Annotated in this window: 26 protein-coding genes; 13 read left to right on the plus strand and 13 right to left on the minus strand. The window is 71.9% G+C overall.

Translation table 11 applies throughout. From position 1 onward, the window contains the following. Positions 1–84: 84 nt before the first annotated feature. On the plus strand, positions 85–1734 hold the full coding sequence (locus ACIWQI_RS07620) for a thiamine pyrophosphate-binding protein (RefSeq protein ID WP_396656544.1): 1650 nt from the start codon (positions 85–87) through the stop codon (positions 1732–1734). Between the two features lie 7 nt (positions 1735–1741). Here ACIWQI_RS07620 and ACIWQI_RS07625 read toward each other — a convergent pair whose 3' ends face one another. Next, positions 1742–2260 carry a ribonuclease H gene (locus tag ACIWQI_RS07625; protein ID WP_396656545.1) on the minus strand — a complete coding sequence of 173 codons (519 nt, stop codon included), beginning with the start codon at positions 2258–2260 and terminating at the stop codon, positions 1742–1744. A gap of 79 nt (positions 2261–2339) precedes the next feature. Here ACIWQI_RS07625 and ACIWQI_RS07630 point away from each other — a divergent pair, with 79 nt between their 5' ends. Together ACIWQI_RS07630 and ACIWQI_RS07635 are read left to right on the plus strand one after the other, a co-directional pair. After that, positions 2340–2729: an MmcQ/YjbR family DNA-binding protein gene (locus ACIWQI_RS07630; RefSeq protein ID WP_396656546.1), complete on the plus strand. Its 390-nt coding sequence runs from the start codon at positions 2340–2342 to the stop codon at positions 2727–2729. Positions 2730–2822: 93 nt separating this feature from the next. Then, positions 2823–3374 (plus strand): hypothetical protein, encoded by a 552-nt coding sequence (locus ACIWQI_RS07635; RefSeq protein ID WP_396656547.1) that lies wholly within the window; start codon positions 2823–2825, stop codon positions 3372–3374. A gap of 1 nt (position 3375) precedes the next feature. Here the strand turns inward: ACIWQI_RS07635 and ACIWQI_RS07640 are convergent, their stop codons facing one another. From ACIWQI_RS07640 to paaA, 6 genes are read right to left on the minus strand one after another with little or no spacing between them, the layout of a single operon-like run. After that, the gene (locus tag ACIWQI_RS07640; protein WP_396656548.1) at positions 3376–4137 is read right to left on the minus strand and encodes an enoyl-CoA hydratase/isomerase family protein; all 762 of its coding nucleotides are present in this window, start codon (positions 4135–4137) and stop codon (positions 3376–3378) included. A gap of 17 nt (positions 4138–4154) precedes the next feature. Then, on the minus strand, positions 4155–5414 hold the full coding sequence (locus ACIWQI_RS07645; RefSeq protein WP_396656549.1) for a 2Fe-2S iron-sulfur cluster-binding protein: 1260 nt from the start codon (positions 5412–5414) through the stop codon (positions 4155–4157). After that, positions 5414–6019, minus strand: a complete 606-nt coding sequence (gene paaD / locus ACIWQI_RS07650) for a 1,2-phenylacetyl-CoA epoxidase subunit PaaD (protein WP_396656550.1) — start codon at positions 6017–6019, stop codon at positions 5414–5416. The genes ACIWQI_RS07645 and paaD overlap by 1 nt, the downstream gene beginning before the upstream one ends. Next, entirely contained in the window at positions 6013–6879 is an 867-nt protein-coding gene (gene paaC / locus ACIWQI_RS07655) for a 1,2-phenylacetyl-CoA epoxidase subunit PaaC (RefSeq protein WP_396656551.1), read from the minus strand. Before paaC ends, paaD begins: the two co-directional genes overlap by 7 nt. Then, on the minus strand, positions 6876–7181 hold the full coding sequence (gene paaB / locus ACIWQI_RS07660) for a 1,2-phenylacetyl-CoA epoxidase subunit PaaB (RefSeq protein ID WP_396656552.1): 306 nt from the start codon (positions 7179–7181) through the stop codon (positions 6876–6878). Before paaB ends, paaC begins: the two co-directional genes overlap by 4 nt. Further along, positions 7178–8152, minus strand: coding sequence for a 1,2-phenylacetyl-CoA epoxidase subunit PaaA (paaA, locus tag ACIWQI_RS07665; RefSeq protein ID WP_396656553.1), 975 nt, complete (start codon positions 8150–8152; stop codon positions 7178–7180). Before paaA ends, paaB begins: the two co-directional genes overlap by 4 nt. A 140-nt stretch (positions 8153–8292) precedes the next feature. On the opposite strand from paaA, the gene ACIWQI_RS07670 reads away from it, so the two are divergent. From ACIWQI_RS07670 to ACIWQI_RS07685, 4 genes are all read left to right on the plus strand, one after another. Continuing rightward, on the plus strand, positions 8293–10041 hold the full coding sequence (locus ACIWQI_RS07670) for a sensor histidine kinase (protein WP_396656554.1): 1749 nt from the start codon (positions 8293–8295) through the stop codon (positions 10039–10041). Further along, a complete protein-coding gene (locus ACIWQI_RS07675; RefSeq protein WP_396656555.1) occupies positions 10029–10673 on the plus strand; it encodes a response regulator in 645 nt (214 codons plus the stop codon). Before ACIWQI_RS07670 ends, ACIWQI_RS07675 begins: the two co-directional genes overlap by 13 nt. A gap of 146 nt (positions 10674–10819) precedes the next feature. Continuing rightward, the gene (locus ACIWQI_RS07680; RefSeq protein WP_396656556.1) at positions 10820–11386 is read left to right on the plus strand and encodes a hypothetical protein; all 567 of its coding nucleotides are present in this window, start codon (positions 10820–10822) and stop codon (positions 11384–11386) included. 110 nt (positions 11387–11496) lie between these two features. Then, positions 11497–12060, plus strand: a complete 564-nt coding sequence (locus tag ACIWQI_RS07685; protein ID WP_396656557.1) for a GNAT family N-acetyltransferase — start codon at positions 11497–11499, stop codon at positions 12058–12060. Position 12061: 1 nt separating this feature from the next. Here ACIWQI_RS07685 and paaI read toward each other — a convergent pair whose 3' ends face one another. From paaI to ACIWQI_RS07705, 4 genes are read right to left on the minus strand one after another with little or no spacing between them, the layout of a single operon-like run. Further along, the gene (gene paaI / locus ACIWQI_RS07690; protein WP_396656558.1) at positions 12062–12484 is read right to left on the minus strand and encodes a hydroxyphenylacetyl-CoA thioesterase PaaI; all 423 of its coding nucleotides are present in this window, start codon (positions 12482–12484) and stop codon (positions 12062–12064) included. Beyond that, positions 12481–14550 (minus strand): phenylacetic acid degradation bifunctional protein PaaZ, encoded by a 2070-nt coding sequence (gene paaZ, locus ACIWQI_RS07695; protein ID WP_396656559.1) that lies wholly within the window; start codon positions 14548–14550, stop codon positions 12481–12483. The genes paaI and paaZ overlap by 4 nt, the downstream gene beginning before the upstream one ends. Beyond that, positions 14547–15398: a 3-hydroxyacyl-CoA dehydrogenase family protein gene (locus tag ACIWQI_RS07700; protein WP_396656560.1), complete on the minus strand. Its 852-nt coding sequence runs from the start codon at positions 15396–15398 to the stop codon at positions 14547–14549. Before ACIWQI_RS07700 ends, paaZ begins: the two co-directional genes overlap by 4 nt. Beyond that, complete coding sequence (locus ACIWQI_RS07705) at positions 15395–16147, minus strand: enoyl-CoA hydratase/isomerase family protein (RefSeq protein ID WP_396656561.1); 753 nt, start codon at positions 16145–16147, stop codon at positions 15395–15397. Before ACIWQI_RS07705 ends, ACIWQI_RS07700 begins: the two co-directional genes overlap by 4 nt. A gap of 115 nt (positions 16148–16262) precedes the next feature. On the opposite strand from ACIWQI_RS07705, the gene ACIWQI_RS07710 reads away from it, so the two are divergent. Beyond that, positions 16263–16865: a TetR/AcrR family transcriptional regulator gene (locus ACIWQI_RS07710; protein ID WP_396656562.1), complete on the plus strand. Its 603-nt coding sequence runs from the start codon at positions 16263–16265 to the stop codon at positions 16863–16865. A 9-nt stretch (positions 16866–16874) separates the two neighbouring features. Here the strand turns inward: ACIWQI_RS07710 and ACIWQI_RS07715 are convergent, their stop codons facing one another. Next, positions 16875–18767, minus strand: a complete 1893-nt coding sequence (locus tag ACIWQI_RS07715) for an FAD-dependent monooxygenase (RefSeq protein ID WP_396656563.1) — start codon at positions 18765–18767, stop codon at positions 16875–16877. A 136-nt stretch (positions 18768–18903) separates the two neighbouring features. Here ACIWQI_RS07715 and ACIWQI_RS07720 point away from each other — a divergent pair, with 136 nt between their 5' ends. Further along, positions 18904–19623 carry an IclR family transcriptional regulator gene (locus tag ACIWQI_RS07720; protein WP_396656564.1) on the plus strand — a complete coding sequence of 240 codons (720 nt, stop codon included), beginning with the start codon at positions 18904–18906 and terminating at the stop codon, positions 19621–19623. A gap of 6 nt (positions 19624–19629) precedes the next feature. Here the strand turns inward: ACIWQI_RS07720 and ACIWQI_RS07725 are convergent, their stop codons facing one another. Continuing rightward, positions 19630–21156: an APC family permease gene (locus ACIWQI_RS07725; RefSeq protein ID WP_396656565.1), complete on the minus strand. Its 1527-nt coding sequence runs from the start codon at positions 21154–21156 to the stop codon at positions 19630–19632. Positions 21157–21281: 125 nt separating this feature from the next. Between ACIWQI_RS07725 and ACIWQI_RS07730 the strand changes: the two genes are divergently transcribed. The 4 genes from ACIWQI_RS07730 to ACIWQI_RS07745 all read left to right on the plus strand — a co-directional run bounded on the left by ACIWQI_RS07730 (position 21282) and on the right by ACIWQI_RS07745 (position 25691). Next, entirely contained in the window at positions 21282–21827 is a 546-nt protein-coding gene (locus tag ACIWQI_RS07730; RefSeq protein ID WP_396656566.1) for a TetR/AcrR family transcriptional regulator, read from the plus strand. 71 nt (positions 21828–21898) lie between these two features. Next, a complete protein-coding gene (locus ACIWQI_RS07735) occupies positions 21899–23239 on the plus strand; it encodes an NAD(P)/FAD-dependent oxidoreductase (RefSeq protein WP_396656567.1) in 1341 nt (446 codons plus the stop codon). 4 nt (positions 23240–23243) lie between these two features. Continuing rightward, the gene (locus ACIWQI_RS07740; protein ID WP_396656568.1) at positions 23244–24188 is read left to right on the plus strand and encodes a helix-turn-helix domain-containing protein; all 945 of its coding nucleotides are present in this window, start codon (positions 23244–23246) and stop codon (positions 24186–24188) included. A gap of 93 nt (positions 24189–24281) precedes the next feature. Continuing rightward, positions 24282–25691, plus strand: a complete 1410-nt coding sequence (locus ACIWQI_RS07745; protein WP_396656569.1) for an aldehyde dehydrogenase family protein — start codon at positions 24282–24284, stop codon at positions 25689–25691. Positions 25692–25717: the final 26 nt, after the last annotated feature.

Here is a 25717-nt window from a genome sequence, read left to right on the forward strand (position 1 = left end):
GCCGGTGCTCGGAAAAGGGGCACGCAGCGCCGCAGGCGCGAGACACATACGGAATCGCACGCCGTCGTCTCGAAAGGCTCCTCCATGCCCAGCGTCTCCGCCCACGTCGCCGCCACACTCGCCCGACACATCGACCACGTCTTCGGCGTGATGGGCAACGGCAACGCCTACCTGCTCGACGCGCTCGAGCGCGAGACCTCCGCCGCCTACACCGCCATGCGTCACGAGGCGGGGGCCGTCGTCGCCGCCGATGCGTTCCATCGCGCGTCGGGCCGGCTCGCCGCCGCCACCGCGACCTACGGCGCCGGCTTCACGAACACCCTCACCGCCTTGGCCGAGTCGGTCCAGGCGCACGTGCCGCTCGTGCTGGTCGTCGGCGACGAGCCCACCTCCGGCCCGCGGCCGTGGGGCGTGGACCAGATCGCCCTGGCCTCCGCCGTCGGCGCACGCACCTACACGGTCGGGCGGGCCGATGCCGCGGCGACCACGGTGATCGCGATCGAGCACGCCCTCGCCTACCGGGTGCCCACGGTCCTCGCGATCCCGTACGACGTCGCCGACCTCGAAGCGGGTCCGGTTCCCCAGGCGCCCGAGCCCACCCTGCCGGCACCGCTGGCCCCATCCCCGTTCGGTGCCGTCGCGGTGGCAGAGCTCGCCCGCGTGCTCCGCGACGCCCGGCGCCCGCTCCTGCTCGCCGGCCGCGGCGCGTGGGTCTCCGGCGCCGGAGCAGCCCTGGGCGAGCTGGCCGATTCGACCGGCGCCGTCACGGCGTCCACGGCGCTGGGCCGCGGCATCTTCCCCCGCGCCGAGTTCGACCTCGGCGTCACGGGCGGGTTCGGCGCGGAGGGCGCGATGGCGCTGGTGCACGAGGCCGATGTCGCCGTCGTGTTCGGCGCTTCGCTGAACCAGTTCACGATGCGCTTCGGCGAGCTGTTCTCCCCCGGCACCCGGGTGGTGCAGGTCGATGTCGCCCCCGCGGCAACGCACCCGCACGTCGGCGGTTTCATCCGCGGCGACGCGACGGTGGTCGCGTCCGCCCTCGTCGACGAGCTGCGCGCGCTGGGCGCGGCACCCAGCGGCTGGCGCGAGAGCGTCGACATCGCCGCGCTGCGGGCGCGCGAGCGCGGCGAGGGCGTCGCCTCCGACGGACGGCTCGACCCGCGGTCGGCCGCCGCGCGCATCGCCGAGCTGCTGCCGCACGACCGGGTCGTCGTCTCGGACGGCGGGCACTTCATCGGCTGGGCCAACATGTACTGGCCCGTCGCGTCCCCCGATCGGATGATGATGGTCGGCACCGCCTATCAGGCGATCGGTCTCGGCTTCCCCTCGGTGGCGGGCGCGGCCGCGGCCAAGCCCGACTCGACGATCGTGCTGACCACAGGCGACGGCGGCGGTCTCATGGCCCTCGCCGACCTCGAGTCGGCGGTGCGCACCGCCAGGGGCCGGGGGCTTGCCGTGGTGTGGAACGACGGCGCCTACGGGGCCGAGGTGAACCTCTACGGGCTCAAGGGACTGGCGCCCGAGCCGATGCTCATCCCGGAGGTCGACTTCGCCGGGCTCGCCCGATCGGTCGGCGCGGAGGGGGTCGTCGTGCGCCAGCTCGCCGATCTGGACCGGCTCGCGACGTGGACGGCCGAGCCCGCGGCATCCCGCCCCTTCCTGCTGCTGGACCTGCGCATCTCGACATCCGTGATCGCGCCGTATCAGCAGGAGATCATCCGGGTGAACAGCTGAGGGGCCGTCACCGCTTCGGCGGGCCGCTGACGTCCAGCCGCTCCTGGCCGGCGTGCGACGACCAGGCGCCTGTGACGCCCTTCTCGGCGTGCCCGGAGGCGCGTACGGCGCGCTCGTCGGCCCACTCGTTGAGCACGTGACCGCGGTGCCCGCGCACGTGCTCGAGGCGGGCATCCGGCAGTCCGGCGGCACGGCGCGCGTCGCGCACGGCCATCAGCTGCTCGAGGATCTCGCGATTCTTCACCGGCTGCTTGGCGGCCGTGCGCCAGCCGCGGCGGGCGTGCCCGTCCATCCATCGCTCGTAGGTGTCGATGGCGTATCTGGAATCGGCCTGGATCACGAGGTCGCGCACGTCGGCATGGTCGCGCAGGGCCGCCAGCAGCCCCAGCAGCTCGCCGATGTTGTTGGTGCCCTCGGGCAGCGAGCCCGCGGCCCAGTGGCCGTCCTCGCCGACCCAGGCCCAGCCGGTCGGGCCGGGATTCCCCTTGCAGGCGCCATCGGTGGCGACCGTGTAGCTGTCGATCATCGTCCCTTCCGGTCGAGCAGGTGCGGCATCCAGTCTCCCGCATCCGGGGAGGGTCGGATGCCGCGCGTACCCTGACCGCATGCCCACCCTCGACGACGTGTCCCGGATCGCTGCGGCCCTGCCCGGCAGCGAGGAGCGCGAGATGACGGGCGGGCGCACGTGGCTCGTGCGCCGCAAGACGTATGCGTGGGAGTGCCACCCCTGGCCGAGCATCCCCGCCGACGTGCGCGCGATCATCGCGGCGGAGACGGTCGTGAGCGTCAAGGTCGCCGACGAGCTCGACCGGCTCGCGCTGGTGCAGGCCAGGCCGGATGTCTTCCTGCACACCACGACGCGGTGGGGCGAGCCGAAGGTCGCCTTCCGGCTGGCGGCGATCGATCCGCGGCACCTGGCCGAGCTCGTCACGGAGGCCTGGTACCTCCAGGCGCCGAAGTACCTGCACCGCGAGCTCGACGCCGCATCCGGCTGAGTCGGCCCTGGTGCGGGATCGCCCGGTCGCCGGTACGGTGTCGGTCAACGCAGCGGACGGGCCCGGGGCCCGCCGCAGCGGACCGGAGGCACAGTGACGACCCACGGCATCCTGCACCTGGTGGCGGTGTTGCTCAGCGCAGGCGCCGTCGTCGCCCAGGGCGCACTGCTGGCCCGCGTCCGTGATCGAGGCGCCGCTTCCGGATTCGCCACGGCCGCTCTCATGCTGGCCGCGATGGTGGATGCGGCATATGTGGGCACCGTGAGTCCGATCGCCTGGACCGCGCTGCTGCTCGGGGCCGGTGTCGCCCTCGCCGCCTCCCGGTCGAGCCGGCGCCGCTGCGTCGTCGCGGACGGGGGCGCGGCACGGGGCGTGGCCGTCGCCACACATGACGCGCTGGGGCTGGTCGCGATGGCGGCGCTGCTCCCGCTCATGTCGGGTCCGGGCAGCACGGACGACGCCGCTGCGCATGCCGGGCACGGTGCCGGAGGGGGTCTGCTCACGGCGGTCGTGCTCGCCGTCGCCGTCGGGCATGTCATCGGCGCGGGTGCCGCCTTCACCCGCAGCCCGGGAGCGGCGGCCCGGCTGTCCTGCCTGCTCATGGGCGGCGCGACCGCGTTCATGGCGGCCGCTGCGGTGACCTGACTCAGCGGCCTTCGAACCGTGGCCGGCGCTTCTGCTGGAACGCCGCGAACCCCTCCCGGTAGTCGGCGGTGCTGCGCAGCGCCTCCTGGCCCGCGGTCTCGGCGGCCACCGTCGGCCACAGGGTGTCATCGCGCAGACCGGCGACGATCCGCTTCGATGCGAGGAACGCCTGCGTCGGCCCCTGCGCGGCCCGCGCGACGCGCTCGCGGGTGAAGCCGTCCAGCTCGTCACGCGGCACGGCGCGGCTGAACAGGCCGGAGGCGGCCGCCTCGGCCCCCGACATCAGCTCGCCGGTGTAGACGAGGTCGAGCGCGCGGTGCGCGCCCAGCCGCTCGAACAGCAGCGCGTGACCGCCGGAGTCGAGCAGCGCGCCCAGCCCCGCGAAGGGCGACCCGATCTTCGCGTCGTCGGCGACGTAGACCACGTCGGTGGCGATGGCGAGGCCGAGCCCGACCCCGAGGCACGCGCCCTGCACCGCCGCGAAGGTGGGGGCGGGGAACGCGGCCATGCGGCGCATCAGGGCCTCGAACTCGCCCAGATACCCGGGCACGTCGTCGGTCTCGGGGTCGACCCCGGAGATGTCGCGGCCCGCGCAGAACGCCCGGCCCTCACCGCGCAGCAGGAGCGCGCGCACACCGGCCGCCTCGGCATCCCGATAGGCGTCGGACAGCTCCGCGACCCCCGCTCGGTCGAGGGCGTTGAGCCTGCCGGGCGCGTCGAGCACGATCTCGGCGATGTCGCCGTCCAGCTGGAGGCGGATCATCCGGCCATCCTCTCGGTTCAGGCGTCGTAGTCCACGACGACGCGGTCGGTCGTCGGGTGGGACTGACAGGTGAGCACATACCCGCGTTCGAGCTCGTCGGGCTCGAGGGCGTAGTTCTCGGTCATGGCGACCTTTCCCTCGATCAGGCGTGCCCGGCAGGTGCCGCACACCCCGCCCGCGCAGGCGAACGGCGTGTCGGGGCGCACGCGCAGTGCGGCGGTGAGGATCGACTCGTGGGCGCCGGCCGGGCTCTCCACCGTCGAGGACTGCCCGTCCAGGCGGAAGTCGAGCGTGTACGCCGTGTCGCCCTCCGCGACGACCGCGGGAAGCGGCGGCGGGTCGCTGCGGTCGCGGTCGGTGGTGAACAGCTCGTACCGCACGTGCGCGCGATCGACGCCCAGATCGGCGAGGGTGTCGCGGCACAGCTGGACCAGGGGCATGGGCCCGCACAGGAACCACTCGTCGACCGTGTCGGGCAGGACCAGCTCGTCGAGGATGCGCCGCAGGCGCTCCTCGTCGAGCCGGCCCGACAGCAGGGGTGCGGTGCGCTGCTCGCGGGTGAGCACGTGGTGCAGGGCGAGGCGCGCCGGGTACCGGTCCTTCAGGTCGCCGAGCTCTTCGACGAACATCACGTCGGTCGACGAGCGGTTGGTGTACACGAGGGTGAAGCGGGATGTCTCCGACCGCCCCAGCACGGTGGCGGCCAGCGCCATGAGCGGGGTGATGCCCGATCCCGCGGCGATGCCGGCGACATGGGCGCCGTCGAGCTCGGCCAGGGAAGAGGTGAAGCCGCCCTGCGGGCTCATCACGTCGATCTCGGCGCCCACCCGCAGGTCGGTGTGCGCCCAGGTCGAGAAGCGGCCCCCGGCATCCCGCTTGATCGCGACGCTGATGGTCCGGTCCCCGCTCCCTGAGCTCGTTTCCCCGCCCTCCGAGCTCGTTTCCCCGCTCCCCGAGCTCGTTCCCCCGCTCCTCGAGCTCGTCGAGGGGCGGCACAGCGAGTACGAGCGGCGCAGCTCGTGCCCGTCGATCTGCGCGCGCAGGGCGACGTGCTGGCCGGCGAGGTAGTCGTAGTCACCGGCGAGTTCGGCGGGCACGGCGAAGGTGACCTCGATCGCATCCTCGGTGAGCGGGCGGATCTCGGCGACGCGCAGCGTGTGGAACCGGCCGCGGCGGCGCGAGCCCGGGGCTCCTCCGACGGCTCCGGCCAGCAGCGCCTCGGCGAGCTGCTCGGTCTGCGCGTCCCCGCCGCGGGATCCGCGCCCGTCGAGCGACATCAGTGCACCTTGAAGTGGTCGAAGGGCTCCAGGCACGCGCCGCACTCGTACATTGCCTTGCACGAGGTCGACCCGAACCGCGTGACCTCGCGCGTCTGCAGCGACCCGCAGCGTGGGCACTTGACGGCGAGCGCGAGCTTGACGGGACCGGCTGCGGCGCGCCCGGTGGGCGGAGCGATGCCGTACGCGGCGAGCTTGCGCTTTCCGGCATCCGTCATCCAGTCGGTGGTCCAGGCGGGCGCGAGCGTCAGCCGCACGTCGACCTGCCCGAATCCCGCATCGGCGAGCGCCAGCAGGATGTCGTCGCGGATGGCGTCCATCGCGGGGCAGCCGGAGTAGGTCGGCGTGATCGTCACCGTGACACGGTCGCCGTCGACGGCGACCTCGCGCAGCACGCCGAGGTCGGCGATGGTGAGCACGGGGATCTCGGGGTCGCAGACGGATGCCGCCGCCTCCCAGGCCCTCGCGACCCGCGCATCGGGTTCGCAATTCAGTCCCGCGGTCGGTTCGGCGTCGGCGCGTGCCCGGAAATGAGGGGCCCTCGCATCCGGCGCGTGCGCAGAGACTGAATTGTGAACGCCCGCGGTCACGATGTCGGTCACCATGTCGCCCCCGGATGCTGCCGGGCGAGCACCTGCATCTCGGCGAGAAGGTACCCGAGGGTGGAGAAATGCCGGCCATGGCGACCGCCGCCGGAGGATACGAAGCCCTCCGGCACCTCGAGTTTGGCCTCGGCGAAGACGGCCGCGATCACCTCGTCGAAGGCGGGCCGCAGCGCGGAGGGGCGCACCGCGACGCCCTCGAGCCGGTCGATGAGCGGCTCGTCGCGGAACAGCTCGTCCACGTAGGGCCACACCTCGGCGAGCGCACGGATCATGCGGCGGCGCGACTCGTCGGTGCCGCCGGCGAGGCGCAGGGTCCACTGCACGGCGTGGTCGCGGTGATAGTCGACCTCCTTCACGGCCTTGGCGGCGACGGCGCCGAGCGTGGCGTCGCGGGAGTCCGCCAGGGCGCGATACAGCTCGAACTGATAGGTCGCGGCGATCAGCTGCCGGGCGATCGTCTGCGCGAAGTCGCCGTTGGGCTGCTGGAACAGCCACGCGCAGCGGAACTCCGGCTCGTCGCGCCAGTACGCCAGGTCGTCCTCAGTGCGGCCGTCCGCGGTGCCCGCGTAGCGCAGCAGGCTGCGGGCGTGCCCGAGGAGGTCCAGGGCGATGTTGGCCAGAGCGACGTCCTCCTCGAGCTCGGGGGCGTTCGCGATCCAGCCGCCCAGCTGCTGGGCGAGGATCAGCGCGTCATCGCCCAGCCAGAGCGCGTATTCGGCGACATCCGGGCTCGCGACGGCCGCGTCGTCGCCGGCGAGCTCGGCGGACAGCACGACCTCGTCGACGGTCACTTCGCCGTGAGCGTCGTCGCGTTTCGTCTGGGCGTCTGCGGCGCCTCGTTCGACGACCGGATCGGTCACAGGTGCGGCACCCCCTCGGAGGCGGTGTAGTACCGCGCGTGGCGGTAGTTCTTGCCCGCCGGGCTCTCGAAGAACGCGCCCTTGGCGTCCGGGTCGCTCGTCGTGATGGCGTCGGCGGGCACGACCCAGACCGAGGTCCCTTCGCCGCGGCGCGTGTACAGGTCGCGGGCGTTGCGCAGGGCGAGCTCGGCATCGGGCGCGTGCAGCGACCCGGCGTGCACGTGGCTGAGGCCGCGGCCGGCCCGCACGAACACCTCCCACAGGGGCCAGGTCTCACGCTCGGAGGCACCGGAAGTGGTCATGCCGCCCCCTTCGGCAGGCCCGGGGATCGCAGGGCCCGCTTGCGGGCGTACTCGGCGGCGGCCTCGCGCACCCACGCGCCGTCCTCGTGCGCCTGCCGACGCCTGCGCAGCCGCTCGGCGTTCATCGGGCCGCGTCCCGCGAGCACCTCGCGGAACTCGTCCCAGTCGATCTCGCTCGTATGCCAGCGGCCGGACTCCTCGTCCCACCGCAGCTGCGGGTCGGGCAGGGTGACACCCAGGATCTCCGCCTGGGGCACGAGCATCCCGATGAACCGCTGCCGCAGGTCGTCGTTCGAGAACCGCTTGATGCGCCACGCCATCGACTGCGCCGAGTTCGGAGACGCGTCGTCGGGCGGCCCGAACATCATGAGGCTCGGCCAGTACCAGCGGTCCACCGCGTCCTGCGCCATCTCGCGCTGGGCGGGCGTGCCCTGCATCAGGGTCAGCAGGATCTCGAAGCCCTGCCGCTGGTGGAAGGACTCCTCCTTGCAGATCCGCACCATCGCCCGGCCGTACGGTCCGTACGAGCAGCGGCACAGCGGCACCTGGTTCACGATCGCGGCGCCGTCGACGAGCCACCCGATCGCCCCCATGTCGGCCCACGTCGGAGTCGGGTAGTTGAAGATCGACGAGTACTTCGCGCGGCCCTCGATGAGCTGCTCGGTCATCTCGTCGCGCGTGATGCCCAGCGTCTGCGCGGCCGAGTAGAGGTAGAGGCCGTGCCCGGCCTCGTCCTGCACCTTCGCCATCAGGATCGCCTTGCGCTTCAGGCTCGGCGCGCGGGTGATCCAGTTCCCCTCCGGCTGCATGCCGATGATCTCGGAGTGGGCGTGCTGCGAGATCTGCCGGATCAGCGTCCGGCGGTATGCGTCCGGCATCCAGTCCCTCGGCTCGATGCGCTGCTCGGCCTCGATGAGCGCGTCGAACGCGTGGTGCTCGGCCTCTTCGTCGATGAGCATCTCGGTCGTCATCGTCGACTCCGTTCGGTTCGTGAGCCTGCGAACATTACAGACCGTCCGTTCAGTAAGTCTACGAGGTGAGGGATGCCGCGGCAAGGCGCGCGGCGCCGCCCCCCTCGTCAAGCCCGGAGCGCGGGACCATACTGGGGCGCATGGACGTGCGTCCGGGCTCCGTCCGCCTCCAGCTTCCCGCGCGCAGCGTCGATCCGACCCGGATCGTCGTGGGCACGCTGTGCGCCCTCCTCGTGCTGATCGTCGCCGCCCTCGTCGCCGCCACTCCGGGCACCGGCCCGACCGAGGTCTGGGTGATGGTCCTGGCGGCAGGAGTGTTCGTCGGGGCGGGCCTGGTGGCCTGGGCGCGCCGACCGCACAACCGATGCGGGCTCCTGATGATCGGCACCGGTCTCGCGTTCGCCGTGGCAGGCCTCCAGGGTGTGCCGGTCGCCGCACTGGACACGCTCGGGCTCCTCGTGGAGACCGTCCCCCTCGCCCTCACGCTGCACCTGCTGATGGCGTATCCGTCGGGGCGGCTGGGCTCGTCATCGGCGCGCGCGGTGGTGGCGGCCGGCTACGTCGTGGCTGTGGTGCTGCAGCTGCCGCGGATCCTGTTCGCCGGCGGGGGCAGCCCGCTCCTCGAGTCCGCATCGACCGTGCTCCAGGCGGTGGCGGGCGTGAGCGTGCTCGTCGCCGCGACCGTCCTGCTGCAGCGGCGCGCCCGTGCCGCGCCCCCGGCCGTCCGGCGCGCGATCGGGCCGCTGCGCTGGTACGGACCGGTCGCCCTGGCGGTCGCCGCGGCGGGCGCCGTCGCCGCCGACGTGCTCACCCGCGATCCGTGGCCGGTCGTCGCCGCCTGGCTCCAGGTTGCGGCGCTGGCCGGGCTCCCTCTGGCGTTCCTCGCCGGACTGACCCGCGGCAGCTTCGATCGGGCCGGCGAGGTCCGCGAGCTGCTGGCGGGGCTGGATCGCGGCCCGGTCGACGTCGACGAGCTCGAGCGTCTGCTGGGCGACGCGCTCGGCGACGAGACCCTGCGCGTCCTCTACGCACGCGGCCCCGGACACGTCGACCGCGCAGGCTCGCCCGTCGCACCGGGCGGTGCCGGGCGGGGACTTGCCGCGGTGTCGATCGGCGACGACGCGATCGGTCTGCTCGAGTACGACTCGACGCTCGTGGCCGACACCGAGCTCGTCGACGAGGTCGCGCGCGTGGCCGCCCTCGCGTTCGAGCGCTTCCGGATGACGGTCGAACTGCGCGCGCGCACGGCTGAGCTCGAGGAGGCCGCGCGGGCCGTGCGCGGGGCCCAGCGCCGGATCGTGCGTGCGGCCGACGACGAGCGGCGCAGGATCGCGCGCGACCTGCACGACGGCGCGCAGCAGCGGATCGTCGCCCTGGGCCTGCAGGCCCAGCAGATCGCCCGCCGGCCCGGCGATCCGGCAGCGGTGAGCCACCAGGCGCTCGAGCTGTCGGCCGGCCTCGAGTCCCTGCTCGACGAGCTGCGCGCGCTCGTGCACGGGGTCATGCCGGCCGCTCTCGTCGATCGCGGACTCGAGGCGGCGGCCCGGGCCCTGGCCGCCCGCATTCCGATGCCGGTGTCCGTCACCGCACGGGGGCTCGATCGCCGCCTCCCCGACGAGGTGGAGAGCACCGGCTACTTCGTCGTCTCCGAGTCGCTCGCCAACACCGTGAAGCACGCCCGCGCCGCACGCTGCGACGTCACGATCTCGCTGACCCGAGATCTGCTCGACGTCGAGGTGCGCGATGACGGCATCGGCGGCGCGGACCGCGACGGGTCGGGCCTGCGCGGCCTCGCCGATCGCGTCGGCGCGCTCGGCGGCCGCTTCAGCGTCGGCGATGCGGAAGGCGGCGGCACCGTCGTCCTCGCGGAGGTCCCGTGCGCGTCGTGATCGCCGAGGACGAGGCCCTGCTGCGCCAGGGACTGGCTCGCCTGCTCGCCGACGAGGGACTCGAGGTGCTCGCGGCGGTCGCCGACGAGCGCGCGCTCCTGGAGCGGGCGAGGAGCCTCGTCCCCGACCTCGTGATCACCGACATCCGGATGCCTCCGACCCAGACCGACGAGGGGATGCGCGCAGCACTCACCCTGCGCCGCGAGCGGCCCGACCTCGCGGTGATCGTGCTGTCGCAGTTCGTCGACGCCGCGGGGGCGCTGCAGCTGGTCGCCGACGGCGCCGACGGTGTCGGCTACCTGCTCAAGCAGCGGGTGATGAACGTCGACCGCTTCCTCGAGGCGTGCCGGCTCGTCGTGGCCCGGGGCTCGATCATCGACCCCGAGGTCGTCGCGGTGATGATGCAGCGGCGCGGTGACGACCCCATCGCGCGTCTGACCCCGCGCCAGCTCGAGGTGCTCGCGCTGATGGCGGAGGGCCTCGGCAACGCCGCCATCGCCCGCCGGCTCTTCGTCACCGAGAAGGCCGTGGCCCGGCACATCAACGCGATCCTGCAGCAGCTCGACCTCCCGCCCGAGAGCGACGACCACCGTCGCGTGCGCGCCGTGCTCACCTATCTCGACCGCCGCTGAGCGCCCCCGCCCACGGGTTGTGGTGCCTGCACCACAGCCATTGGGGTGACCGCGCCATCGAGCCGCGACCGCCCGAAATCTAGCGTTGTCAGTGCGCAGTCCACCACCCGTGCACTCCCCGCAGAACCCCAGACAAGGAGACAGAAATGAACCGTTCAGCATCCACTCGCACCGCCCGACCCGGCACCCGGCTCGCAGCCAAGATCGCCCTGGTCGGAGTCGCCGTGGCGGGCCTGGCCGGCATGACCACCGGAGCCGCCTACGCGGGCGACTTCCCCGAGATCACCGGGCCGCCCGACCCGGGCTACGTCGCCGCCGAGCAGGCTCGCGCCAACGGGCAGACCGAGTACAGCTTCGAGGCGTTCCGCTACACGCTCGGCGGGTTCGCATCCATCCACGTTCCGGGCATGACGTGCCCCTCCGGCTGGCTCCAGGATCAGGTGCTGTCGCCGGGACGCATCGTGCCCCACGGCGTGCAGGTGATCGAGCCGGGCGGGGTCGGGGTGACGATCCCGCAGACGAGCCGGAGCTCGTCGACGGAGAAGACGTCGCTCGGCACCTACTTCCGCCTGGACGGGACCGATCGGGCCGGCAACGCGACGGCGACCAACTGGGACCCGTTCACCAGTCGTGAGCTGATCATCAACCTGCACTGCACGACCGACCCGAGCAAGGCTGCGACCGAGTTCGTGCCGATCGGATTCGGCGGCTGACGCCGAGCAGCCCGGGTCGCCCTCGCCACGCCAGCGTGGCGGGGGCGATCGGCGTGCGCTGTCGACCCGGGTCCGCCAGGAGCGTCGGATGCCGCGGGTACCCTCGGCTCATGAGCATCGAGGTGCTTCCCGCAACCGGACGATGGGACGATTTCGCCGAGCTGCTGGTGCCGAAAAAGCCCGGGGCGGGCGGGTGCATCTGCATGTCGTACCGCGATGCGCGCCTGGCCACGCCGGCGCGCATCGAGTACATGCGCGACGAATGCTCGCGCGAGCCGGGTCCGGGCGTGCTCCTGTACGAGGACGAGGAGGTCGCCGGCTGGGTTTCGGTGGCGCCGCGGTCGACCTACCGGCGTCTGATGAACTCCCGCACGATCCCCCGCGTCGACGAGCGCGATCCGTGGTCGATCGTCTGCTTCGTGGTGCGGGCGGGGCATCGCAGGCGCGGGCTGATGCACCACCTGCTCGACGGCGCCGTGCAGCACGCCGGCGCGCACGGCGCCGACGTCGTGGAGGGCTACCCCGCCGACACCCGCGGCGAGCGGACCGACATGGTCAGCGGCTACGTCGGGACGGTCGAGCTCTTCGAGAAGCACGGATTCGAACGGGTCCTGCTCACCACGGCGCACGCCGGGCACCGCGAGCGATGGCTGATGCGGCGCGAGCTCCGGTGACTCAGCGCGGCATCCGGTCGCGTGTGGCGATCGAGCGTCCCCGGAATTCGGCGACCACGTCGCCGGTGTCGTCGGTCACCGTCACGTCGTAGAGCCCGGTCCGACCCGAGCGGATGCGGCGCCGCGCGTGCGCGCGCAGGGTCTGGCCGCCGCGGGTGGCCTTGAGGAACGTGATGTCGGCGCCGGCGGCGACGGTCACGACGTCGTCCTCGTTGCACGCGATGGCGAAGGCGGTGTCGGCGAGGGCGAACACGAACCCGCCGTGCGTGATCGCGAAGCCGTTGAGCATGTCGTCGCGCACGACCATGCTCACGACGGCCTCGCCCGGCGCGTCGCGCTCGATCACCATGCCGAGCGCGGCCGAGGCCCGGTCGCGCTGCAGCATGGGGCGCAGGTCTGCGTACTCGGGGATGATCTCGGTCACGCCGCCTCCTTGGCCACGAGCGTGAGCACGTCGTACTGGGCGACCAGGTCGTCGTCCTGGTTGAGGATGACGGCGTCCCACCGCACCTCGCCGTAGTCGTCCGTCTCGCGCGGCGTGATCTGCTTGGCCGTCAGCACCACCCGGATCTCGTCGCCCGGCGAGACCGGCGTGACGAACCGCAGGTTCTCGAGGCCGTAGTTGGCCAGCACCGGGCCGGGGTCGGGGTCGACGAACAGCCCGGCCGCCCACGACACGAGCAGGTAGCCGTGCGCGACCCGCCCGGGGAAGAACGGGTTGGCCGCGGCGGCCTCCTCGTCCATGTGGGCGTAGAAGGTGTCGCCGGTGAAATGCGCGAACGTCTCGATGTCGTCGAGGGTCACCTCCCGTGCCGCCGAGGCGAGCTGGTCGCCGATGCGCAGCTCGCCGAGGGACTTGCGGAATGGATGCCGGTCGGTGCGCGTGCCGGCGCCGGGGTGCCAGACGCCGGTGAGCGCGGTGAGCATCTCGGGCGATCCCTGCACCGCGGTGCGCTGCATGTGGTGCAGCACCGCGCGGATGCCGCCCAGCTCCTCTCCCCCGCCGGCGCGGCCCGGTCCGCCGTGCACGAGGTGCGGCACGGGGGCGCCGTGTCCGGTCGAGGTGCGAGCGTCGGTGCGGTCCAGCAGCAGCACGCGCCCGTTGTAGGCGGCGATGCGGCTCATCAGCTCGGTCGCGACAGCCGGGTCGTGGGTGGCAAGGCTCGTCACCAGCGAGCCGCCGCCGCGGGCGACCAGGTCGGCCGCTTCGGCCAGGGTCTCGTAGGTGAGCACGCTCGCGACGGGACCGAAGGCCTCGACCTCATGCACGGCGGGCGACTCGCCGTCGGCGAAGCCGAACACCATGGGAGCCACGAACGCCCCCTCGGGAGCAGGGCCGGTGCTGCCGTCGGCGCGGACGACCTCGGGGGCGTCGAGCGAGCCCAGCAGCAGGGTGCCACCCGCTTCCCGGAGCCTGCCCACCTGCCGCAGCACCTCCTCGCGCTGCTCCACCGAGACCAGCGGCCCCATCGTCACGGCGTCGGCGTGCGGGTCTCCGATGACGACGCGCTCGGCGATCTTCGTGCGCAGGGCCTCCACCAGCGGGCGGGCCGCGCCGTGCGGCACGATCGCGCGGCGGATCGCCGTGCACTTCTGCCCGGCCTTGGTCGTCAGCTCGACCAGCAGCTGCTTCACGTACGCGTCGAACTCGGGCGTTCCCGCAGTGGCATCCGGGCCGAGGATCGACGCGTTGATCGAATCGGTCTCGGTCGTGAAGCGCACGTCGGGGGAGGCCTGTGCGCGCAGCCGCTCGGCCGTCGAGGCGCTGCCGGTGAACCCGACCAGATCGCCCAGCCCGAGGTGGTCGAACAGTCCCGGAACCGGGCCGCTGATCAGCTGCAGCGAGCCTGCGGGCAGCAGCTCGGACTCGACGAGGATGCGCACCCACGCCTGCGCGATGTACGCCGTCGGGGTGGCGGGCTTGATCACCGACGGCACCCCGGCGAGGAACGCGGGCGCGAACTTCTCCAGCGCGCCCCACATCGGGAAGTTGAAGGCGTTGATCTGCACGGCCACGCCGGGCAGCCGCGTGTACATATGCCGACCCAGGAATGACCCGTCCTTCGAGAGCGGCTCGACCGGCCCGTCGAGGTACACGCGCGCGTTGGGCAGCTCCCGCCGGCCCTTCGACGAGTACGTGAACAGGACGCCGATGCCCCCGTCCACGTCGCTGAGCGAATCGCGCCGGGTCGCTCCGGCCCGCAGGGACAGCTCATACAGCTCCTCCTTGCGGTCACCCAGGGTCGTCGCGAACTGCTTGAGCAGCACCGCGCGCTGATGGAACGTGAGCGCGCCGAGGCTTTGCTGTCCCACGGTGCGGGCGTGGTCGAGCGCCGCGGCGAGGTCGAGTCCGTCGGTGCTGATCCGTGTGACGGAAGCGCCGGTGGAGGCATCCCGCACGACGGTGCCGCTCGAATCCCCGTCGTGCTCCCGAGCCTCGTCGGGCACCCACCAGGCGTCCTGGACGTAACTGGGCAGGATGTCGGTCATTGCTCACTCCATTCATAGAAGCCGCGGCCGCTCTTGCGCCCGAGGCGGCCCTCGGCCACCATGCGGCGCAGCAGGGCGGGGGGCTCGAACCGATCGCCGAGCTTGTCGCGCAGCTCCTCGGCGATGCCCAGGCGCACGTCGAGCCCGACGATGTCGGTCGTTCGCAGCGGTCCGATCGGGTGCCGGTACCCGAGCTCCATGGCTGTGTCGATGTCGGCGGGTGCCGCGACACCCTCTTCGACCATGCGGATCGCCTCCAGCGCCAGCGCCACGCCGAGACGGCTCGACGCGAAGCCGGGCGCGTCTCGCACGACCACGGGGGTCTTGCCGATCGCCGCGACCCACTCGCACGCGGCGGTCTCGAGCGCGGGATCGGTCGCCGCGCCCATCACCACCTCGACCAGCGCGGACGCCGGCACGGGGTTGAAGAAGTGCAGCCCGAGGAACCGGCGCGGGCGCTGCAGGGTCGAGGAGAGGTCGTCGATCGAGATGGACGACGTGTTCGAGGCGAGCACCGCGCCGGACGACAGGGATGACTCGGCCCGCCGCAGCGCCTCGACCTTGAGCGCGCGATCCTCGGGCACCGCTTCGACGACGAGCCCGCAGCCGGCAAAGGCCGCCACGTCGACAGCGGTGTGCAGCATCGCCTCGAAGCGCTCCCTCGTGCCGTCTGCTCCCCGCGCCAGCGAGCGGTCCACGCTCTCGAGGACCCGGGAGCGCGCGGATGCCTCGGCCTGCGCATCGCGCTCGACCACCGTCACCTCGCATCCGGCGAGCAGGAACGCGTGCGCGATGCCCGCACCCATCCGGCCGCCACCGAGCACGCCGACCCGCTGCGGGAGGGTCATCGCCGCTGCCTCCGCTCCAGGAACCGCGTCATCCGACGGTGCTTCTCGGGGCTCTCGAACAGCTCTGCCTGCAGCGCGAGCACGGCGCCGGTGTCGTGCCCGGCCCGCAGCGCCCGCTTGGTGTACTGGGTCGCGAGGGGGTCGTTCGCGACGATCCGGTCGACCAGCGCGTGCGCGGCGGCATCGAGCTCGTCGGCGGGGTGGATGGCCGATACGAGCCCCCACGCCAGCGCCGTCTCGGCGTCGAGCACACGGCCGGTCAGCAGCAGCTCGGCGGCGCGCGCCTCCCCCACGATCTCGGGCAGCCGCCAGGTCGCCCCGGCGGCGGCGATGATGCCCAGGCCCGTCTCGGGGCTGCCGATCTTCAGGCTCGGCGACCCGATGCGGATGTCGGCGGCGTACGCGAGCTCTGCGCCGCCGCCGAGCGCATAGCCGTCGATCGCGGCGATCACCGGCATCGGCAGCGCCCGGATCCGCGCGAACACCCGCGTGTTGATGCCCTCGAGTGCGTCGGCGGCGCCGCGCTCGCGCAGCTGGGCGATGTCGGCGCCCGACGCGAACACACCGCCCGCTCCCGCGATGACGAGCACCCGCGGATCGGCCTCCAGTTCACCGCACAGCGCGTGCAGGCGGTCGACGAGGTCGCGGTCGATCGCGTTGCGGACCGCGGGGCGATCCAGGGTCGCGATGACGCGATCGTCGCGTCGGTCGACGCGCAAGGGCTCGGCGTCCCGCTGCTGTCCGGACATCGGCATCCTCTCGATCCGCCCCGGTGCGAACCGCGCCCAGAATAGCAGACCGCTCGTTCAGTAATCGAGGCGCAGCGGCCGATCGGGACCCCGCCCACGTGCCACACTGGGGTGCATGTCCGCCGACTCGCGCCCCCGCCGTGGCCGGCCGGGCCACGACCGCGACCAGGTGCTCGCCGTCGCGGTGCAGCTGTTCAACGAGCAGGGGTACGACGCGACCTCGGTGGCGGATGTCGCGGCCCGCCTGGGCCTGACGAAGTCGGCGCTCTACCATCACTTCGCGTCCAAGCAGGAGCTGCTGCGGCTCGCGCTGGATGCCGCGCTCGACGCGCTCGAGGAGGTGCTCGACCGCACTCTCGCCGAGCCCGGGACGGCATCCGACCACCTGCGCCAGGTGGTGCGGGGCGCGGTGGATGTGCTCACCGCGCGGCAGCCCTCCGTGACGCTGCTGCTGCGGGTGCGCGGGAACACCGACGTCGAGCAGGAGGCGCTGCGCCGCCGGCGCGCCTTCGATCAGCGGGTGACGGCGCTGGTGCGCGCGGCCCAGGACGAGGGACTCGTGCGCGCCGACATCGACGCGGCGGTCGCCACGCGCCTGGTCTTCGGCATGGTGAACTCGCTCGTCGAGTGGTACCGGCCCGACGGCGCGGTCGACCCGGACGAACTTGCCCGCGACGTGCTGGCCGTCGCCCTGGACGGTCTGCAGTCGCCCCGCTGACCGACGCGCTCAGCGCTGGGGCAGCAGGACGCCGGCGAAGAAGTCGTTCAGCTCGTCGTGGGCGGTCAGCGGCAGGATGTGCGCGACGTACTGATCCGGGCGGACGACCACGACCACGCCGTCGCGGGAGAGGCCGCGCTCGTCGTAGATGTCGGTCGGCAGCCACACGTTCGGCCCGGCTGAGAACACCTTCTCCCAGTTCAGGAGCTGGAACGGACCGACCTTCGGTCGGAACACGCCGGGCACGCGGTTGATGTCGACCCCTTCCCACCCCTGCTGATAGACGACCTTGACGTCGAAGACCGCGTCGAGGTCGGCGCCGGCGGGTGTGTAGGTCGCCAGGGGCGAGGCATCCGATGCCAGGAATTCAGCGAAGTCGGTCAGCTTCGACGGCTCGCCCGCGGCAGGCGCGTCGGCGAAGGCATAGATGCGCCACCGCCCGTCCGCGGAGGCGGTGTGCCCGAGGTGCACGGCGTTTCCGTCGGCGACGATCGTCACCGGACTCGATTTGAAGCGCTTGCCCAGCGGGAATCCGGTGGCGAGATCCTGCTGCGCGCCGGCCGCCGTGATCGAGGAGGGGCTGTACTGCGTGGCGAACCCGGAGGGGAACTCGGCGGTCGCGAGATAGTAGGTCGCCAGCTCCTGCGGATCGGTGATCTCCTCGGGCTTGCGGGCCATGAGGCTCGACCATTCCCGGTCGAAGTCGATGAGCTCCTGGGCGACGGGCTGACGCTCGGCGGAGTAGGTCTTCAGCAGCTCCTCGGAGGCGAGTCCGGTGACCACCTGCCCGAGCTTCCAGCCGAGGTTGAAGCCGTCCTGCATCGAGACGTTCATGCCCTGACCGGCCTTGGCGCTGTGGGTGTGGCAGGCGTCGCCGGTGAGGAACACGTGCGGCGCGTGGTCGTCCTCGACATCCACGTCGTCGAACTTGTCGGTGACCCGGTGACCGACCTCGTAGACGCTGTGCCAGGCGACCTCCTTCACGTCCAGCGAGTAGGGGTGGAGGATCGCGTTCGCCCGGCGGATGATCTCTTCGATGGGCGTCTGCCGCACCCGGTGGTCGTCGTCTTCGGGCACCTCGCCGAGGTCGACGTAGACCCGGCTGAGGAATCCGCCCTCGCGCGGGATGTGCAGGATGTTGCCGGCCTCGGCGTTGATCGCGCACTTGGTGCGCCAGTCCGGGAAGTCGGTGTTCACCAGGACGTCCATGACGCCCCACGCGTGCGCCGAGATGCCGCCGATGTGCTTGCGGCCGATCGCCTCGCGCACCGGCGAGCGGGCGCCGTCCGAGCCGACGACATAGGTCGCGCGGATGGTGCGCTCCTGACCTGCGCGGTCGCCGGCGACGTAGCGCAGGCGCACCTCGACCGGCCGATCCTGCTCGCGGTCGACGGTGAGACCGACGAACTCGACGCCGTAGTCCGGAGTGATCCGGCCCGGCCCGTGGGCGGCGGCCTCCGCGAAGTAGTCGAGCACGCGCGCCTGGTTGACGATCATGTGCGGGAACTCGCTGATCTTGAACCCGTAGTCCTCCGTGCGGGACGTGCGGATGATGTTCTGCGGGTTCTCCGGATCCGGACCCCAGAAGTTCATCCAGCCCAGGTTCCAGGCCTCCTCGATGATGCGTCCGGCGAAGCCGAACGCCTGGAAGGTCTCGACGCTGCGGGGCTGGATGCCATCGGCCTGACCGAGCACCAGCCGGCCGTCGCGCCGCTCGATGATGCGGGTGACGACGTCGGGGAACTGCGACAGCTGCGCGGCGAGCAGCATTCCGGCCGGTCCTGAGCCGACGATGAGGACGTCGATCTCATCCGGCAGGTCGGCGGGGCGGTCGATCCCGGTCCCGGCGGCGGGGCTGACCCGGGGGTCGCCGGAGACATAGCCGTGGTGGTGGAACTGCATCGTCGTCGATCCCTCGTCCTGACTGCGGTGTCTTGTCTGCGCCGACGGATTGTTCTATATTCGAACACGCCGTTCTACTATTGAACAGATCGTATACGAAGCCGCTCGTCGACCGCAAGACCCGGGAGGGATGCCGATGGCCACCGCGAAAGCACGGGCGGCGGCGCCCGCCTCGCAGACGCTGAGCCGCGGCATCCGGATCCTGGAGCTGCTCGCCGACGTGCGCGAGCCCCTCGCGATCGACGAGGTCGCCCGCCGGCTCGAGGTGCACCGCTCGATCGCGTACCGGCTCGTGCGCACGCTGGAGGATCACGGGCTGATCACCCGCGATTCGTCCGGCCGGGTGGTGCTGGGCCCGCGGATGGCCGCCCTCGCAGCCGGCGTCGCCCACGATCTGCAGGCCGAGGCGCTGCCGGAGCTGACGGCGATCGCGAACGAGCTCGGCATGACGTGCTTCCTCGCGGTGCTCGATCGCGACGAGTGCATCACGCTCGCCAGCGTCGAGCCGCGCCATGCCGTCGCGTCCGTCGCGCAGCGGCCGGGCGCGCGGCATTCGATCCTCGTCGGCGCGCCGAGCAAGGCGATCCTGTCGGCGCTGCCCGAGGCCGAGTGGCCGTCCGGCGTCGGCGACCGCCTGCGGGCCGACCTCGCCGCAGCCGCTCGCGACGGCTACGCCACCAGCCACGACGAGGTCATCCCCACCGTCCAGGCGGTGGCGGTGCCGCTGCGGCTGCGCGGCGGGCACCGCCCGGCTGCGATCGCCGTCGTGCACGTCGGCCGCGGCGACGACCCCGCGATGATCGCCGAGCGCCTGAACCGATCGGCCGCGGCGATCCGCGAGTCGCTCGGCGGCTGACCGCGATCAGCGCCGGACGTCCGCCGGCTCTTCGTCGCCCAGCTCGGTCAGGGTCTGCGAGGCGTCGTCGGCGCCATGGCCGATGTTCTCGTAGATCTCCGGCCGGGCCGACTTGAGCCACAGCCCCCACAGCACCCCGAGGATCCCGGGGATGACGATGATCGCCGGCAGGATGAAGGTCACCGCGTCGACCTGCGCCTGGTCCAGCAGCACGTTGAAGTTCGCGATGATGAGGACCAGCACCGTGGTCAGGGCCAGGAAGGCGACGATCGGCGCCACGAGGCGCGATCCGACGCCGACGTCGCGCGGATCCCTGCGGAAGTATCCGACGACGGCGAGCGACACGATGGCCATGAGCAGCACCAGCCCCAGGGCGCCCGTGTTGGTCAGCCACGAGAACAGGGTCACGACCGGGAACAGGATGCCCAGCTCAGACCCGGCGCCGGCGATGGCGAACCCGATCACGACGATCGCGGCCAGCACCGTCTGAGTCAGCGACCCCGCCCACGGCGCGTCCTGGCGCGGCCTCACCGCCGCCAGGCCGTGCGGCAGCACCCGCTCGCGCCCGAGGGCGAAGAAGTAGCGCGCGACGGCGTTGTGGAACGAGGTCAGCGCCGCGAACAGGCTCGTGATGAAAAGCAGCGACATGATGTCGACGAAGATCACCCCGAGGCGCTCGGCCACGAAGTTGAAGAACAGCGGCGGACCCGCCTCGTCGAGGGTGATGCCGCCCGAGGTGATCTTGTCCGGACCGATCGCGAGCGCGAGCGCCCAGGACGACAGGGCGTAGAAGACGCCGATGATGATGACCGCGGCGAAGGTCGCCCGGGCGACCGTGCGCTTGGGGTCCTTGGCCTCCTCCCCGTAGATGGCGGCCGACTCGAATCCCATGAAGGCGGCGATGCCGAACACGAGCACGGCGCCGATGCCGGGCGTGAACAGCTCGGCCGGCGAGATGGGCGCGGCGGTGAACCCCTCGGCCGGGTTCGCGAATGCGAAGACGTCGAACAGGATCACGGCCGCGAACTCCAGCAGCACGATGACGCCGAGGACCTTGGCGGACAGATCGATGCGGTTCACGCCCAGCACCGCGATGACGGCGATGCACACCAGGATCGGCACCCACCACGGGATGTCCCAGCCGAACTTCTCGCCGAGGAACAGCGACACCTGGAAGCCGAACATCCCGTAGATGCCGATCTGCATGCAGTTGTACGCCACGAGCGCCACGAGGGAGACCCCGACCCCCGTCGCACGGCCGAGGCCGCGCGCCGCGTAGGAGTAGAACGCGCCGGCGTTGGTGATGAAGCGGCTCATCGCGGCGTAGCCGATCGCGAAGATCGCCAGGACGATCGCCAGCACGATGTAGCCGATGGGCACGGCGATGGATCCGGTGACCGAGTAGGCCGTCGTGGCACCCCCGGCGATGACGGTCAGCGGCGCCGATGCCGCGATGATCATGACGGTGATGGCGGGCACGCCCAGCCGCCGCTTGCCGCGGGTGGGCACGTCCGTGGCGGTGCTCGCGCTCATGGTTGCTCCTGCCTTCGGGTGAGGTTCCTCGAATCCTCGCCCCCGGGCCGCGGCTCCACTTGACTGATCCGGCACACCCCTTGCCGTTTCGGGCACAGCGCCGCGCCGTGCGTATCGTGTCGGGTGTGACCCGCTCGCCCGGACGTGAGGCCCTGCTGCGGGCGACCATCACCGTCGTCGCCCGCGGCGGCCTGCGCGACCTCACCTACCGCGCCGTCGCCGCAGAGGCCGGCGTCTCACACGGACTCGTGCGCCATCACTTCGGCTCGCGCGACCAGCTCATCGCCGCCGCCCTCGAGTTCGCGGTCGAGAAGAGCCTGCACGAGACGAGCATGCGCGTGGCCGCCACCGATGCCGCATCCTTCGCCTCCGGCATCGAGTCTCATGCGCGCCGCAGCGAGGAGATCGAGGCGTTCCAGTACGAGCTGCTGCTGGAATCGCGTCGCCGGCCCGAGCTGCGGCCCTACGTGGAGCGCTACTACGAGACCTACCGCACCGCCACGCGTGAGCGGCTGCACGAACTCGGCGTGCACGACGAAGAGCTCGTCGAGGCGATCTGGTTCGCCCTGGACGGCATCGTGCTCAAGCAGCTCACCCTCGGCGATGGCGCCGACGTCGATCGGGTGCTCACCCGCATCCGACGGCTCGTGGCCGAGGCATCCGCCCACTGACGACCCTTGACTATCCATATGGATAGCCATACGCTCGTGGCGCTCACCCGAACACCGAAGGCGGTATTCACATGGTCATCGAACGACCCCGGGTCACGATCGTCGGAGCGGGCTTCTCCGGACTCGTCGCAGCGCGCGAGCTCGAAGGCGCCGGCGTCGAGGTCACCGTCCTCGAGGCGCGTGACCGCATCGGCGGCCGCGCCTGGACCGAACAGCGCCTGGGTCACACCCTCGAGCTCGGCGCCACCTGGGTGCACTGGATGCAGCCGTTCATCTGGACCGAGATCACCCGGTATGGGCAGACCATCTACCCCAGCCCGGTGACCGAGAACGCCTACTGGCTCAGCGGCGATGAGGTCCACCACGGCAGCGAGGCCGAGCTGGACGCGAAGCTCGAGCGGCCGCAGGCGAAGATCTTCGAGGGCTCGCGGGACTTCTTCCCCTACCCGCACGACCCGCTGCACATCCTCGGCAGCGGCGACGACGAGCTCATCGCGCGCTTCCGTGCCGCCGATCAGGGCAGCGTGCTCGACGCGCTGCGCGACGGCGACTTCACCCAGGAGGAGATCGATCTCGCGGATGCCTACTGGTCGGCCGGCTACAACGGCTACACCGCGTCGGCCTCTCCCCTGATGGCCAAGCACTGGGCATCCCTCAGCGACCACCGCCTGTCGCTGCTCGACGAGCAGACGCTGCGATTCAAGCTCACCGGCGGCATGCGCGGCATCTACGAGGCCATCGCCGCGGATCTGCGCGCCCAGATCCGCCTGAACAGCATCGTCACCGCGGTCGAGCACGACGAACGAGGCGCCGCCGTGACGCTCGAGGACGGCACGGTCCTGCGCTCGGATGCCGTCATCGTCACGGCTCCGCTGGGTGCCCTCGCGCGCATCTCGTTCACGCCGCCGCTGCCCGAGAAGGCGCAGGAGGTGGTCGAGGAGGGCTTCAACTGCACGGGCTTCAAGATCTGGATCAAGATCAAGGGACACCACTCCCTGATCGCCTACGCGCCCACCGGGCACCCGATCGCGCTGGTGCGCAGCGAGTACTTCCTCGATGACGACACCACGATCCTCGTCGGCTTCGGCTCGGATCACACGACCATCGACCTCGATGATCGCGATCAGGTCGACGAGCTCGTCAAACGCTGGCGGCCCGACCTGGAGGTGGTCGAGTGCACCGGGCACGACTGGGGGGCGGACCCGTGGTCGGGGCAGACGTGGGCCACCCCGAGATCGGGCCAGTTCCTGGAGGGGTGGAGCCTGTTCCGCGGCACTCAGAGCCGGCTGCGCTTCGCGGGCGCCGACTGGGCGAAGGGCTGGAACGGCGTCGTCGTCGACGGCGCCATCGAGACGGGGATCACGACGGCGCGGGGACTCATCGAGGAGTTCCGCGCCATGAAGGAGGCATGACGACATGGCCATGTCGACAACGGCGTCGGCACCCACAGAGCAGCTCGACTTCGCCCGGTTCCGCACCGCGGTCAGCGAGTCGTTCGTGCCGCTGCAGGTGACCACCGACCATCCCGACCCCTTCCGCGGCACGATCGAGCACGCGGTCGCCGATTCGGTGCACTTCTCGATCGTCGAGGCAGGCGACCACCTCGTCGAGCGCACGCCGGAGCTCATCGCGACCCGGCCACGCCGCTTCTACAAGGTGGGCCTGCAGCTGGAGGGGGCGGGCCTGCTGGTGCAGGACGGGCGCGAGACCCTCCTGCGCCCCGGCTCGCTGGCCGTCTACGACACCGACCGGCCGTACTCGCTGGGGTTCGAGGACCGCTTCCGCACCCTGGTCATGATGTTCCCGACGCACCTGGTGGACCTGCCCCTGGACGCCGTCGGCGAGCTCACCGCCACGTCGCTGGAGCGCAGCGGCGGGATCGGACCGCTCGTGGTCCCGCATCTGACGAACCTGGCCGCCGACCTCGCTGTGGTGCGCGGCCCGTCCGGCGCCCGACTGGCGCGCAACACCGTCGACCTCGTGGTCACACTCCTGGCCAACGAGCTCGCCCTCGGGCGCGTGGCGCTCAGCCCCCGCCAGCGCCTGTTCGCCGAGATCGTGCGGTACATCGACGCCAACCTCGGCTCCCGCGAGCTGGATGCAGCGGGCATCGCGGCTGCCCACTACATCTCGCCGCGGCACCTGCAGTCGCTGTTCCACGACAACGACGCCACGGTCGCGACCTGGGTGCGCCGCCGGCGCCTCGAGGAGTGCCGCACACGGCTGCTCGATCCGGCCAGCGACGGCCGCTCGGTCATGAGCATCGCCGCCGAGTGGGGCTTCCCGGACGCCGCCCATTTCAGCCGGGCCTTCCGCAGCGAGTTCGGCTGCTCACCGACGGACATGCGCAGCCGACGGTGATGCGACCGTGCGCGGCGAGCACGTGTTCGTGCGCCCTGCGGCAAGAGCCCGCGGGAGCGATTCGAGACAATGACCCAGAACCGGAGGAGACCCATGGACACCTATGAGAACCTGCTGGCGGCCATCGCCCCCGCCGGCGGCGAGACCCGCGCCGTCGAAGACCCGGCCACCGGCGAGAGGATCGCCGACGCGCCCGTGCACACGACCGCCGACCTGGACCGCGCGATCACCCGTGCGCAGCAGGCCCAGCCGGCATGGGCGGCTCTCAGCGACGAGGAGCGCTCGGCGACCCTGAACCGCGTCGCCGACGCCATCGAGGCGGCGACCGAACCGCTGGCGCGCGTGCTCTCGCGTGAGCAGGGCAAGCCGCTGAACGGCCCGAACGCCCGGTTCGAGGTCGGCGCGTGCGTGGGCTGGCTGCGCGCCACCGCGGCGACGCCGCTGCCGACCGAGGTGGTCGTGGACGACGGCGAGACCTACGCCGAGCTGCACTACCGTCCGGTCGGGCTGGTCGGTGCGATCACGCCGTGGAACTGGCCGATGATGATCGCGATCTGGCAGATCGCCCCGGCCCTGCGCATGGGCAACGCGGTGGTCGCCAAGCCCAGCGAGCACACGACGCTGAGCGGCCTCGCCCTGGCCGCGGTGATGAACGAGGTCCTGCCCGAGGGTCTGCTGAACGTCGTGACCGGCGCCGGCGACATCGGCGCGGCGATGGTGGCCGACCCGCGCTTCGGGAAGATCATGTTCACCGGCTCGACGGCCACAGGCAAGAAGATCATCGAGGCCTCGGCCGGGAACGTGACGCGTCTCACCCTCGAGCTCGGCGGAAACGATGCCGGCATCGTGCTGCCCGACGTCGATCCGCAGGCGATCGCCGAAGGCCTGTTCTGGGGTGCGTTCATCAACACCGGGCAGACCTGCGCGGCCCTCAAGCGCCTGTACGTCCACGACGACGTCTACGACGACGTCGTGGCGGCCCTCGCCGAGGTCGCCCGGAAGATGCCGATGGGCGTGGGGCTGGACGAGGCCAATGTGCTCGGGCCGCTTCAGAACCGCATGCAGTTCGACGTCGTCGACCGGCTCGTCGAGGCCGCCAAGGCCTCGGGGGCCCGGGTGGTGCTCGGCGGCGAGCCCGACCGCGAAGCGCCCGGCCACTTCTACCCCACGACGCTGGTGGCAGACGTCGATCCGGACAACCCGCTGGTGGTCGAAGAGCAGTTCGGCCCGGCCCTGCCGATCATCCGGTACCGCGACCTCGACGAGGCGGTCGAGCTCGCCAACGGGGTCGACGTGGGCCTGGGCGCGTCGGTGTGGTCGGCGGACCGCGATCGCGCCCGCGAGATCGCGGCGCGCCTGGAGGCCGGCACGGTCTGGATCAACTCGCACGGCGGCGTGCATCCGATGGTGCCGTTCGGGGGTGTGAAGAAGTCCGGCTACGGCCTGGAGTTCGGCGTGGAGGGGCTCAAGGCCGTCTCGGTTCCGCAGGTCATCAACGGCTGAGCTGCGCGCCGCCGCGCGGGGTGTCA

It is taken from the genome of Microbacterium sp., from assembly GCF_044508325.1.
In the GTDB taxonomy this organism is placed as follows: domain Bacteria; phylum Actinomycetota; class Actinomycetes; order Actinomycetales; family Microbacteriaceae; genus Microbacterium.